At 32.0% G+C, this 14910-nt stretch carries 6 protein-coding genes; 1 reads left to right on the plus strand and 5 read right to left on the minus strand.

What is annotated here, in order from left to right; genetic code table 11:
- Positions 1–62: 62 nt before the first annotated feature.
- Positions 63–2177 (minus strand): BACON domain-containing protein, encoded by a 2115-nt coding sequence (locus ES045_RS14215; RefSeq protein ID WP_147116948.1) that lies wholly within the window; start codon positions 2175–2177, stop codon positions 63–65.
- Between the two features lie 253 nt (positions 2178–2430).
- Between ES045_RS14215 and ES045_RS14220 the strand changes: the two genes are divergently transcribed.
- The gene (locus tag ES045_RS14220; protein ID WP_147116949.1) at positions 2431–5439 is read left to right on the plus strand and encodes a two-component regulator propeller domain-containing protein; all 3009 of its coding nucleotides are present in this window, start codon (positions 2431–2433) and stop codon (positions 5437–5439) included.
- Between the two features lie 126 nt (positions 5440–5565).
- On the opposite strand, the gene ES045_RS14225 is transcribed toward ES045_RS14220, so the two are convergent.
- From ES045_RS14225 to ES045_RS14240, 4 genes are all read right to left on the minus strand, one after another.
- Positions 5566–7140, minus strand: a complete 1575-nt coding sequence (locus ES045_RS14225; protein WP_147116950.1) for an arylsulfatase — start codon at positions 7138–7140, stop codon at positions 5566–5568.
- Positions 7141–7142: 2 nt separating this feature from the next.
- A complete protein-coding gene (locus ES045_RS14230; RefSeq protein WP_147116951.1) occupies positions 7143–9578 on the minus strand; it encodes a DUF4982 domain-containing protein in 2436 nt (811 codons plus the stop codon).
- 408 nt (positions 9579–9986) lie between these two features.
- Positions 9987–11234, minus strand: a complete 1248-nt coding sequence (locus tag ES045_RS14235; protein ID WP_223267265.1) for a glycoside hydrolase family 27 protein — start codon at positions 11232–11234, stop codon at positions 9987–9989.
- Positions 11235–11307: 73 nt separating this feature from the next.
- Positions 11308–14424, minus strand: a complete 3117-nt coding sequence (locus ES045_RS14240) for a glycoside hydrolase family 2 TIM barrel-domain containing protein (protein WP_147116952.1) — start codon at positions 14422–14424, stop codon at positions 11308–11310.
- Between the last annotated feature and the right edge of the window lie 486 nt (positions 14425–14910).

The following is a 14910-nucleotide window of genomic DNA, read 5'->3' on the forward strand; positions in this document are numbered from 1 at the left end:
GTTTTAATTTTATGAAATAAAAGAAGAAATCTAAAATCGCCTTTTTCTTTTATTAGTTCTTATTAATAGAATTTACCATCGTGTCCTACTTGAGAACTTTCGTTGAAGTTAGAATTTGTATAAACCCTTATCCAATCAAGCTCCATAACAGCTTCTTCGCCCGCAGTCATATTCGGCATAACTCCTGTCCATCCTCCAATACCAGGTGTAATGATCATCATCATTCCTGCAGGATTATCCCATGGCCAATCGTTGTTTCCTCCATCACCTTTAACATGTTCAAAATATTGATGACCATTGATACCTCCTATAACTCTATCTTCTAAAATCTCAACCCAATAGATATTCCAATTTGTTTCGTTTGCTATTTTAACACTAGATGCTTCTGCATTTCCAGCATCTGCTGAGAAGTTTTCGGTATGCAAAGCAAAATGTGATTCGTTTTTAAAAGGCGCTTCAACTAAATCTATTTCACCACATTCTGGCCAAGGAATTTTTTGAGAATCATAATTACTTTGTCCCATAAACCAAACAGCCTCATTAAACCCTTGCTTACCTGAATTACGGTACCGCACTTCAACCCTCATACTTGTGGTAAATTTCACCCATTTAACACCACCTTGATCGTGACGTTTACTGTACAACGCTGCCATTTCATATTCCGCAGAATCACCATATTTATTGGTGGTTGGCGTTGCTAATTTTCGGGTTTTAAGTTTTAGCGTTCCATTTTCCAAAACTCTCATGTCATCATTATACTTGGCATGGCTAATAGATAGTTTAGTGTCAAAATTCCAGAAACCAGTAGAATTCCCTGTAAATTCCTGCGCATTCCAAAACTTCCAATTTGGTTGCGTTGGGTGAGAAACACCTTTATCTAATGCTAATTGCGATGCTGTTTTTGTAGGGTCGGTATATACTAAAGTTTCATCATTCATAGGATGAAGGTCTTGATTTACTATAACTTCGGTCTTTATTGTAGTCTCATCTATTTTTTGTATTTCAATTGTTCCAGAAAGCATACTTAAAGTTTTGTTTTCTGACACATTTACTTTTATTAAAACGGGGGTTGTATTTGCAACACCAGATTCATTTTCGGTTATTACAAACCTAGAATCCATAGAAACCGCTTTCCAAGCTACGTTAGAAGACTCTAATTCTATGGTAAAAATTTGATTTTTACCATCAATATCAATCGTAGTATTTTTAACTATTATTCCTGGAGCAACAACACCACTTTGAGACAGATTAAATGTAATATCATAATTTTCGTTTGGAGCTTTTCCTTTTAAAATTATATCAATCTCTCTAGATTCAGTTACCGTGTTTTCTGGGTAACTAACCGTTATTTTCTGGGTACTTTCAGAAGCTAATCCTTCTAAAGCAGAAAACGTAACATCATTTAATGGTGAACTAATTTGCCAATCGATGTTAGAAATAAAATCTAATTCGAAAGTTCCTGCATCTGAAGATGCATTCAAAGTCGCTGTTTCTATCACAATAGAAGGGTCTGGCATTTCAAAACCTTTTTGCGATACCTTTAACCATACTTTAGAACCTACATTATTATCTTTAGCAATAAACATGATAGAATCTGTTCGTACTGTAGTTTCTTTATTTTCTGATACTGTAAGTTCTAACTCAGTTATACCTTTTTCTCCTGCAACTTTATTTAAACTTAACCAATCTAAGGTTTTTGCAATTACAGCTTTCCACTCTTTGTTAGATTCAATTGTTAAACTTAACTTACTTTCGCTATCAATAACATTCTCAAAGATTGATTTTGATAGCGCCAAATCTCTTCCTTTTTGAGTTACTTTAATACTATCTTTTAAATTATATGCATTAAAATAAACCCAAACCTCTCTATCTCCTACTGCTGTATTTTCTTCAGATTCTAGTTTAACTATATTACTTCCGGTTCCTTTATTTGGAGTTATAGAAATCCATTCTGAATTATTGCCTTTTGCAATTTCCCAATAAGAGTTTGTATTTATAGTAACTTTTAAAGAATCTGACTCAATACTTAGAAGTTCTTCTGGTGAAAAATAATCTGTAGTGATATCAAAATACAACTCCCTGTTTTTTGAAGAATCGAATTCTTCACTACAAGCCAAGGTTATTGAAGTAACCACAACAAGTAATAAAAGTAGTTTGAATAATTGTTTCTGTTTCATTTAATTTAATTTTTGATTAATAGGATATGTTATGACTACTTAAAAAGTGTTCCTTAAAGAGTTTAAAAAACATAGTTTATATTTCTCAAATTTAGCTAAATCAATATATAATATAAGTACATAAATGGTTACAATTAGGTTACATTATAAAAACATTTAAGTTACATTAAATTAAAAAACTTCAAAAAAAGCATTATTTTTAAGTACTTTAGCTAAAGTAATGTTTTAAATTAAAATACATAACAGGTAACAAATGAATAAAAATAAATTATTTATCATACTCGCTATTATTACCTTGAATTTTGGTTTATTGCAGTCACAAGATTATGTTTTACGCTTTCAAAACATTACAACTAAACAAGGCTTATCGGACAATCGTGTTACAGATGTGCTTCAAGATTCGAAAGGATTATTATGGGCAGCAACAGAGCTAGCAATTAACAAATACAATGGAGAAAAAACCAAAATATATTATATAAACCAAGACTGTATTGTTAATCAACTTTTAGAAGATGATGCAGGTAATATATGGGCGTCAACTAGTAAAGGATTATACATATATAATCAAAAAAAAGATGCTTTTAATAGACTAGAATCTAGTAACAAAGAATTTAACAATCTACTTAAAGGCAGTGTTTTAAATTTAATACAAACTAATAACGGATATATCTGGTTTACATCTTATTCGGTTTTAGTTGGGTTTAAGTTAGATAGTAATAATAAGATTGAAGAAAAAACTAAAAAAAGATTAATTAATAAAGAGACCTCGAGTTATACCTCTATAGCAATAGGAAAAAAAAACATGCTTTGGTTAGCCAACAGTAAAGGTGAAATTTACATTTATAACGAAGACAAGCTAAAAAAATCAAAACTATCAAATAATTTAAATAAAATAGCCATAAAAAGTATGATTATTGATAAAGATAACTTGCTTTGGGTTGCAACCAATGGAGATGGATTATTTCGTTTTAATTTAGACAATAATAGAAAATCCCATTTTTTAAAACAGAATAGCAAAGACAAAAACACAATTAATAATAACTTTGTATTAGATTTATTTTTAGATAACAACAACAATATCTGGATAGGAACAGATGGTGGTGGCTTAAATTTATATGAAAAAAAGTCTGGTTTATTTTATTCTTTTCAACAGAGTTTTAATAATAGTTCTTCTATTTCAGACAACTCAATAATATCTATACATCACGGACTTGATAATACCATATTAGTTTCAACTGTTCATGGCGGTATTTGTATTATTAAAAATGATCTTGATATCAAACGTATTTCCGCAAGAAATTTAGGTTTTAATTATATGGATGGACAAAGTTCTATCATTATAGAAGATAAAAATAGAAATATATGGTTATCAGCTGGTCGTGATGGTCTTAGGAAATACAACCCTAAAACAAAACAACTAACATCCTACATCGACAATCCAAAAATACAAACCGATTTAAGTGGTAATATAATACTAGCACTTATGGAAGATACTAAAGACAGGATATGGATAGGAACACTTCGTGGAGGTTTAAATATTTATGATACCAAGAATAAAAAGTTTCTAGATATTTCTGGTAGTAAAAAGCTACAACGTATTTACACTATTAAAAAAACAAAAAATGGTAACATATGGGTGGGTTCAAGCCAAGGTATTCGAGTTTTTGATATGAATTTAAATATTCTAAAACACATTCAAGTATCTTCTCAATATTCTTCAGGTAACAATATTACATCCATATACGAAGATATTAAAGGAGATATGTGGGTAGGCTCTAGAAATGGCTTACATAAATACGAAATTAATGGGAATAATTATAAAATACAAAGTTATTATTCTAAACAACAAGACTCAACATCATTAACAAGTAATTATATTACTTCTATAGCAGAAACAGACGACCTTTCTTTATTGGTCGGGACGTATGGCTATGGTGTAAATAAATACTCTAGAACAACAAATACATTTAAAAGTTTAAAAACAAAAAATAATATTGAAGGTTCAATTATTAGAGGCATTTTAAAAGACCATAATAAAAACATGTGGTTTAGTACAAATACAGGTTTATCTAAAATGGATGAAAAAGGAAATATTATTAACTTAACTACTAATGAAGGCGTACAAGCCTTTAATGGTGGTGCTGCTACATTAACTAAAGACGGAGCCATATTAATGGCGAGTAGCCTTGGTTTAACCTATTTTAAACCAGAGGATTTAAAACTTAGCATACCGATGCCCATAGTTTTTTTCACCTCTGCATTAATAATAACAAAAGAAGAAAAAGAAATTAACCATAGTTATAATTTTAATGAAGCAATTATAAATACCCCGTTAGAAATTCCCAATAATACAATATCCTTTTCTATCAACTTTTCATCCTCTTATTTTTATGATGCTAATATATTAAAATATGCATATCGACTGAAAGGAATTAATGACTCCTGGCAATCTATTAAAAATAGAGGGAATCTATCTTTCTCTTCACTCAAGCCAGGTAATTACATTTTAGAAATCAAAGTTGCTAATGAGTTAAATTTATGGAGTCCACATGTAGCATCATTAAATATAAAGGTACTACCTACAATATGGCAAAGAAAATCTACCCGTAGTATAACTGTAGTTTTTTTTTTAACTTTAATTATTATAGTTTTTAGATGGAGAACATCAACCATAAAAAAGCAGCGAGAAAAGTTAAAAAGTTTATTAAATATTAAAACAGATGAAGTAAAAAAACAGCAAGAAGAAGTCTTTCAAAGTCGAATTGAAATATTAAATGCCGAAAAGCTTAACCAGAAATTAAATAGAAAAAAGCTAGAAGGCGAACTGAATTTTAAAATAAATGAACTTACGAATAACACGCTTTTAAATGTTCATAAAAACAATTTGTTAAACGATATTAAGGAAAAGCTTAAATATGAAATAAAACAATCACAGATTAATAAGGAGCGTATACGAGATATTATAAGCCATATAGATGATAGCTTTATATTGGATAAAGATTGGGAGAACTTCTACTCTATTTTTAACCAGGTGCACCCTACATTTATTAAAGAATTAAAAAACCAATGCACAAAACTAAGTGAACGTGACATTCAATTGTCTGCTTTAATAAAGCTTAATTTCCCTTCTCAACATATTGCAACATTTTTCGGTATTTCATTAAGTTCTGTAAAAGTGGCGCGTCATAGATTAAGAAAAAAACTAGAATTAAATAAAAATGAGTCCCTAAAAGATTTTTTATTAGAATTAAATACTAAGTAAAGTATTTAAAGCATAACCCTCAAAAAAAGTAAAATATCCATCTATTAAAAACTCAATATCATTATAATTAAATTATATTGAGTTTTTAATAGATGGATTTATAAACCTTTGAAAGAAGAATGATCTTTATTTTTTATTGTGAATTGTTTCTAAAGCTTTAATTATAAAAGAGCTGTTTTCTGGAGTTTTGTGTTCTTTTTTAATGATTTCAAAGAATTTTTCAAGCAATTCTGGATGTTGCGCCATCACATTGTTTTGTTCTTGAATATCACTATCTAGATCATACAATTCTACTTCCTTGTTTCCTGTTTTAATATTTTTCCAAACCATTTTCCACTTCCCCATTCTTACGGCAACTTGTCCTTTATATCCTGCAAATTCCCAATACAAATAGTCATGTGCCTCTTGTTTGTTTTCATTTGTAAGCGCATTGTAAAAACTAATTCCATCACTTTTATAGGTTGTTTTTACATTTGCAATTTCATTAAAAGTTGGTAAAACATCATAAAACGCTGAAATATGATTGCTTTTAGAACCTGCTTCAATTTTAGCTGGCCAAGTAACAATCATCGGTACTCTAATTCCTCCTTCATAAGTAAAACCTTTTACCCTTCCGTAGTTATTTTTGAAGATTCCGGTGCTGTTAAACCACTCAGAATCTGCCCCACCATCACCAGGACTCGCAGGCCCATTGTCTGATGTAAAAATGATTAAAGTATTCTCATACAAGCCTTCTTTCTTTAAATAAGTAACCAACTTTCCTACATTTTCATCTAAATAAGAAACCATTGCTGCATAGGTTGCACGCGGGTTTTTAGCCGGAAAATAACTTCCTTTATTCTTGTGATAATACGGTTTTTCATCACCAAACTTTTTTACATAATAATCTACCCAATTTTTTGGTGCTTGCAATGGTACATGCGGAATTGGACTTGCCCAATACATAAAGAAAGGTTCTTTTTTATTTTTTTCTATAAAACCCATCATTTTATCAAACATTAAAGACGGACTATAATCTGGTTGATAAAATTTCTCATACGTTGCAGCATCTAAAGGATCTCCATCATTTCCAGTCCCTGAATGTGGTGCAATCGTGTCATTCTTCAAGTAAAAACGATGGTCATTTTCATATAAATGCACTGGTGTATAGGTATGCGCTTGTCTTTGGCAATTGTATCCGAAGAAATAATCGAAGCCCATTTCTGTAGGAATAGATTGCGTTTGTGGTGCTCCTAAACCCCATTTACCAACAATACCTGTTTTATAATTTGCCGATTTTAATAATTGAGCAATGGTCGTTGTATTTTTAGGCATTGGGCGCTGCCCTTCTAAAGTGGAATCTTTAAGCGTAGCGGTATAACTCCAAACAGCTCCTCTTCCTTCCCACTCGTCATTTCCTCTAATACTTGCACTACCACCGTGTTTTCCTGTAAGCAAAGACGCTCTTGCTGGCGCACAAACGGGTGCAGCAGTATAATGTTGGGTAAATAAGACCCCCTCTTTTGCTAGTGCATCAATATTAGGGGTTTCTATTTTTGTTTGTCCGTAAGCGCCTAAATCTCCATACCCCAAATCATCTGCCAAAATATAGATAATATTTGGCTTGCTGTCTTTTTGTTTCTCTTCGGATTGCTTTTTAGCTGAACAACTCACTAAGGAGATTAACACTAAAAATGTTGTAAGAATGTTGAATGGTTTCATTGTTATATTTTTTTTGTGGGTATATTTATTTTTGATGATTTTAGTCCTTTTCCAGAAACCGATAAATTTATTTCTCCTGCTTTTTCATTAGATTGTACCAAAACAACTAATTTCCCGCTAAATAATTTCATGGTTGGTAAATGGAATAACTCCAGAGAAGTTGCATCGCCATTACTAGCTGCTCTATACGTACCATCTCCTTTTACTTTAAATTTTAATTGATTGGTTGCTGTCGGACAAAGAATTCCGTTTTTATCTACCACAGAAACTGTAACAAAAGCCAAATCTTTTCCGTTTGCTTTTAATGTTTTTTGGTCTGATTCTAAAATTAGTTTGTAGGGTTTACCAGCCGTTTTTATTTCTTTTTCTGCAGCCGCTTTTCCTTCATCATCAAAGGCAACCACTTTTATAGTTCCTGGTTCATATTTTACGTCCATCCACATTAAACGGTAGCGATTTTTAGGAGAACTATTATTCTTTTTCTGAATCCCCATACTTTTTCCGTTTACAAAAAGTTCTGCACTGTCATAACTTGTGTAGACAAAAACGGGTGTAATTTCTCCTTCTCGTCCTTCCCAATTCCAATGCGGAAGCATGTGTAAAGTTTCATCTTTTGTATACCAACGACTGCGATATAAATAATAGCGATCTTTTGGCAAACCTGCCAAATCGTTAATTCCGAAATACGAACTGCGTGAAGGCCATTTGGTGTCATAAGGTGTTGGCTCTCCTAAATAATCGAAACCAGTCCAGACAAACTCACCAATAACCCAAGGTTTATCATCTTGTAAAACAAAATCTTCATCGGGGATATTAGACCAGCTGCAAGCTTCTAAATCGTAAGAAGATGACTGAAAATCGTCATACTGTTTCATTTTAGCTTCTACGACTGGGAATTTATAAATTCCGCGAGAACTTACGGTAGAAGCTGTTTCTGAACCTAAAATTAAACCTTGCGGAAAAGATTCGTACGCTTCTTCGTATAAATGTGTCCGATAATTTAAACCCGGAATATCTAATAAAGCTCCGAATCCGGAAGCTATTGTTGCTTTTACTTGATCCATACCAACCGTTACAGGTCTTGTAGGATCTTCTCTATGAAAAATATCTTGCAATCTCTTCGCACGTTTTGCGCCATCACTTCCCCATTGATCAGGAACTTCATTTCCAGAACTCCACATAACAATACTTGGGTGATTTCTGGTTGCATGTACCAAATTGACAATGTCTTTTTCTGCATCTTCTTCAAAAAAACGATGGTAGCCGTTTTCTACTTTGGGTTTTGCCCATTCATCAAAACTTTCCGCTAAAAACAAGAACCCCATTTCATCACTTAATTCTAGTTGTTCTAAAGAAGGCATATTGTGTGCGCTTCGAATGGCATTTACACCCATATCTTTTAAAATACGCAATTGTCTTCGGATAGCAGATTTGTTTACAGCAGTTCCGATAGGTCCTAAATCGTGATGCAAACAAACGCCTTTAAACTTTGTAATCTCTCCGTTTAAACTGAAGCCTTTTTCTGCTTCGTATTTGATGGACCTAATTCCGAAACGTGTTGAAATTTCATCTTTTAGAATAGTTCCTTTGTATACTTGAGAAATAGAAGTGTATAAATAAGGCGTTTCCGGACTCCATAAATTCGGATTATTGACAGCTATATTTTGCTCAAATTCATTTCCATAAATGGACGAAGTTTTATTGGTAGCAACGAAGCTTCCTTCTGCATCTAAAATTTTGGTAACAAGAGTCAATCCTTCTCCTAAAACTTTCGTTTTTACATTTACTTTCGCTAATTCTTTGGTAACTATGGGGGTTGTTATAAACGTTCCCCATTGCTTGATGCTTTCTTTATTCTTGGTAATAATTCGTACATTTCTGTACAAACCTGCTCCCGGATACCAGCGTGAAGACAAACCTTTATTTGTTAATTTAACGGCTAATGTGTTTTTTTTATTTGCGAGAATATGTTCTGTAATATCAAAGTAGAAATAACTGTATCCATAGTTCCAACTTCCTATTTTTTTTCCATTCAGAAAAACTTCGGGTTCACTCATCGCACCTTCAAACAATAGTATTACTTTTTTATCTTTGTTAAAGTTAGGCAACGAAAACTCATTTCTGTACCAACCAATACCAATGTATGGCAACGCACCTGTTCTACCTGTTTTTTCAGTGGCTACTTTTTCTCCATTCTGAACAATAGCAACCATTTGTTTGTCGATTTCTTTATCAAAAGGACCTTTAATTGCCCAATCATGCGGTACAACAACCGTTTCCCATTTTGAATCATCAAAAGAAATATCTTGTGCGTTTTTTAGAGCACCTTTGGTGAATTTCCAGTTTTTTTCTAAAGTGAGTATTTCTCTTACATTGTTTTGTGCCAGTATTGAAACTGTAAAAAAAAGAATATAGAAAGTTGATATCAGATTTTTCATTGGGTTTATTTTTCTCTTTTATTTATTATTAATACAAACATCTGTCTTCATAAAATGATGATTCCTTTAGTAACTTTATAATATCATTTAATTACAAGAAAAATCATCTTTAAAAACATCTCGATATAATTTTGTGATAAACAAAATCACTCGATGAGACAGTGCGCAAACTAGAATTGATAAAATTGGCTGTCCGTTCGAGTGAAATTTATTTTTCAAAAATTTTGTATCAAAAAACAATTTTACTTTATCCTTTTCTAGCTTTTCGACTGAACTCAATATAAACTTTAGGAGATTCCTCCTATCGTCGGAATGACACTATGAATAACGTTTCGAAAAACTTAACAAAAACAATCAGAATTTAGAGAATCTTCATTCCGTTAAACTTCAATCTAAATGACGTACACTTTATTTATTCTGAAATACATTAAATGGTTTTGAAATTCCATCTATTGTTAAAACTACTACTCCGTGAGGAGCTACTTCAAAAGACAAACTTTTTTGATTCGATTTTTCGAAATCTTTTTTTGCCCATATATTGCGATACGCATATCCTTCTGCAACATCAATTCCTACAGTATCTAAATCAAAACTCATTGTTTTTGTTTCATTTGATCTGTTCAGTAAAGTAACTGCTACTTTACCGCTCATCGTAGAAACTAATGGTTTTGCCCAAACTTCTAAATCGCCATGATCTACCAATCTTCTTGCTTGATACACTAACGGATCTTGATTTAACGCAATAATTTCTTTGTTGGTTAAAATATCGATGGTTTGCTGACTCATTTCTCTTAAATCGTTACCCGCTAACAATGGTGAATTCATCATAGACCACATGCTAAAATGCGTTTTATCCTCTTCAAAACTCATGCCTCTACCAACTTGCAACATGTCCATATCATTTACATGACCTGGTGAAGCATATTTCCATAAATCTGCATTCAAATCTATAATGTTTAAAATAGAATGAAATTCATTCGAAATATCACCAGAAATCCTCCAAGAATCTGCTATTTGTAACGCCCATTTCCCTGGAAATTTCCATCTACAAATATTGTAAACGGTGTTTGGTTTCATTTCATTTATAATGTTGGCAATTTGTGTGTATCTTGTTTCTTCATCTAAACCTAACCAATCTCCACCACACCAATCAATTTTAATAAAATCATAATTCCAGTCTTTCAACATCAATTTTAAATCTTTTCTATCATGACCTAAAAGTCCAGATCCTACACTAATCGTGTCTTTGTCCCATTGAGATCCACAGGTATTGATACCAGCGTCTGAATAAATACCCGCTTTTAAGCCTTTCGAATGAATATAATCTGAAATTACTTTCATTCCGTTTGGGAACCTTTCTGGATGTACTAATAAATTTCCTTCGCTATCACGACCACCGAAAAAACCATCATCTATATTCACATAAGAATAACCAGCGGCTGCCATTCCCGAAGAAACCATAAAGTCTGCTTGTCCTTTTATAATCTCCTCATTAATATTCACATGAAAATTATTCCAACTAGACCAACCCATAATTGGGGTTTGCGGTTTTAAGGTTTCTTTACTATTTTTTTCATTCTGAATGTCTTTGGTATTACCAGAATTTTGACAAGACATAAGTAGCATCAACGTAAAAAATAAAGAGTATTTAATCATATTTTTTTATATTAGAATATCGACTTCCCATAAATTGAGAAGTCGATATTTATTTATTTTTGCATTAATTACCCTATTTACTAATTGGTTTCATCCAATAAGAGTATGAATAATTCTGATATTTTAAACGGTATTGTTCCATAGGTAAAGTTCCCCAACTATTGATGCTTCCTAGACCTTGCTGAAAACCATCAATATTTACAAAAACCTCTTTTCTAGCATCTAATTCTCCAGCGTGTTTTTGGGTTCTTTTATCACCAGAACTTAAATCGTCTTCTGTATAATTTAAGGCAGAGAAATGAAATGGCGTTTCACTTAAAAACTGAATTCCAGAACCATCTTCTTTGGTTAAAGTTGCCCAACGCACGTCTAATTTATTTCCTGTTTCTTGCGGACGGATGTAAGGAAAATATTGCTCTTTTATCGTTTGCTCAAACAAGCCTATTTTTACAGCATGTTGTCTGTCTGTATATCCTTCAAAAGGTCCTTTTCCGTAAAAAGCAACATTTTTATAAGCTTCAGGAAAAACCAATTTGTTACCGAATTTATAAAAATTAGAATACTTCCCTTTATGCGCTTTTAATTCATTCGTTACTTTTACAACACCATTACCATCGATAGCATACGTAACTATTATTTCTGCATCACCTTCAAATATTTCTCTAGTAAAAACAATTTGAACATCATTTTTAGATACTTGCTTCGTAGCCGCTGTTACAGTACCAGAAGTACCAGCATTTTTCCAAGATTTGAATTTATACTGTGTACCAGCACCATAATCGTTGTCTATTGGTGCACGCCAAAAATTAACTTCTGGTCCGCTTGTTAATAGCTTTTTATTATTATAGGTGTAATCTGTTAAGCTTCCTTCTTTTTGATTAAACGTTAATTGGAAATTGTTTCCGTTTACAGTAATCACATCTCCTTGTGTTTTATAAGTAACAACTTTTGTTGCTTTTGCAGGAACTTGAAAAGTTGCCGCTTGCAATTGAAATTGTTCATACGCAATTCGATGACCTGCTTTTAACAAAGGCTCGTCTGTTTTTAAAACAGCAGCAACATTTAAGAAATATTCAGCACCCTTTTTAAATGAAACTTTAAACGGAATTTCTATAGCTCTTTTAGTTTCTGGTGTTGTTATAATATTATCAATCGTTCCAGATTCTACTATTTCTCCATTGGCAAGTACTTGCCAGTTTAATTTGTAATTAGATAAATCTCTAAAGAAATACCAGTTTTTAAGATCGATTGTTTTGTTTTTTAAATCGTTTTCATAAAATTTTATATCTTGATAGATGTGTGCAACTTCATGAATATGCGGATTTACTTTTCTGTCTGGTTGTACCAATCCGTTATTTAAAAAGTTATTATCACTAGGTGTTCCTTCGGGTTCGAAATCACCACCATAAGCAAAAATTTCTCTACCGTTTTTTTCAATCTTAATTCCTTGATCTACAAAATCCCAAATGAAACCACCTTGTAATTTATCATACTTTTCAAATAAATCCCAATATTCTTTAAAACCTCCCATACTATTTCCCATCGCATGTGCATATTCACATTGCACTAAAGGCTTGGTTCTTCTATCATCTTTTGCATACGCTTCTACACCTTTTGGCGTTGCATACATCGGCACAAATAAATCTGTGTTCCACTCATAAACCGCTCTTTCATGCTGCACAGGTCTTGTATTATCGGTTTTCTTTGCCAATAAATAAGATTCGTAGAAATTATACCCATTTCCAGCTTCATTTGCCAAAGACCAAATTACAATAGAAGGATGATTTTTATCACGCTGAATCATACGCTCTACACGTTGTAAGTGTGCATTTAACCACTTCGGATCGTTTGCCAAAGTTCTATCTAAAGCGTATCCCATTCCGTGAGATTCTATATTAGCCTCATCTACTACGTAAATTCCATATTCATCACATAACTCATAAAAATAAGGATCATTAGGGTAGTGTGAAGTTCTTACTGCATTGATATTATATTCTTTAAATATTTTAACATCCTTCAGCATATCTTCACGAGAAATAACGTGTCCTGTATTAGGATCGTGCTCATGTCTGTTTACACCTTTAAATAAAATTGCTTTTCCGTTAACTAAAAAGTTCCCGTTTTTAACTTCGGAAGTTCTAAAACCTAATTTTCTAGAAACGGCTTCTAAAACCTTTCCTTTTTTGTCTTTAATAACAATATTTAATTGATATAATTCTGGCGTTTCTGCAGACCACGTTTTTACTTGTGGTATGGTTTTATTAAATTGTAAAGTTTTGTTAGAATTTGCTGCTAATTCATAAGATGAAGAATTGCTATAAACCGTTTGATTATTCTTGGTTAACGCAACAGAAACAGATCCTTTTTGCTTTTTAGTATGAATATTTTTAAGATCCACTGCTAAATCTAAAACACCGTCTTTATAGTTGTTTTCTAACCCTGCTTTTGCAAAATAATCTGCCAATTGCACTTTCGGTCTTGCATATAAATACACGTCTCTTTCAATTCCTGAAATTCTCCAAAAATCTTGACATTCTAAATAACTACCATCGCTCCAACGATACACTTCTAAAGCAATACTGTTTGTTCCTGGCTTTACAAATGCTGTTAAATTGAATTCTGCCGGCAATTTAGAACCTTGACTGTACCCAACTTTTTCACCGTTTACCCAAATATAAAAAGCAGATTTAACGGCTCCTAAATGAATAAAGATATCGCGACCATCCCAGTTTTTAGAAACCTCAAATGTTCTTTTATAAGAACCAACAGGGTTGTCTCCGTCTGGAATATCTGGTGGATTTAATTGTCCTTTTTGAAAAGGATACGAAGCATTTACATAAATAGGCACTCCAAAACCTTCTATTTCCCAATTTCCTGGTACTTTTATACTATCCCATCTAGACGTGTTGTAGTCTTTTTTATAAAAATCTACTGGTCTAGATTCCGGATTATCACTATAATTAAATTGCCAAACTCCATTTAATAATAGATAATTTTCTGCTTTAGACAACGCATCTTGCTTTGCTAAATCTAAAGAATTGTAAGGAAAAAAAGTAGCTCGCGCATCTAATTTATTAATTCCTACAACATCAGGGTTTTCAATAACAGGATCGAGCGTTTGTGCTTGAATGAAGTTACTTCCCATTACCCATAGGAAAACAACTTTTAATAGATGGTTTGTTTGTTTCATTATCTCTTTTTATTTAAAATTCTTTTTTTTTATTTTTGATTTGTATATAGTTTGCCTCATGAAAAAACATTATTGTCTAAAGTAAATGAGGTGAGCAAAGCAGGTGCTTCTAGCTTAAATTCACTTATTACTTGTTCGTTTTCTATATAATTTCATTAAGGGTCTGTAGTTTGACCATTTATATGTACGGGAAGAAAAAACAAAAATACAACCTGACTTAAAACGAACTCTTTTTTACTTAAAATCATTATTTTTCATTTGTTATACAGTAGAGTTGTCTCGAAATTAATTCCTTTTAGAACCTATTTAATAAAGGAAAAAAAGAGCTTTTACAAAGCTTAAATTGTCATATTAAATTAACAATTACTTAATTTTATCAATCAACTAAAATAATTAATTCTCAATAAGTATTATGTACTACTTATGTTATAGTTATGTTAAAAAAACTCTTAAAAAACAATAAAAATCCCGCACAATAGTGGTTGC

Origin of the sequence: Polaribacter sp. IC073, from assembly GCF_007997075.1 — a bacterium.
Lineage (GTDB): Bacteria > Bacteroidota > Bacteroidia > Flavobacteriales > Flavobacteriaceae > Polaribacter.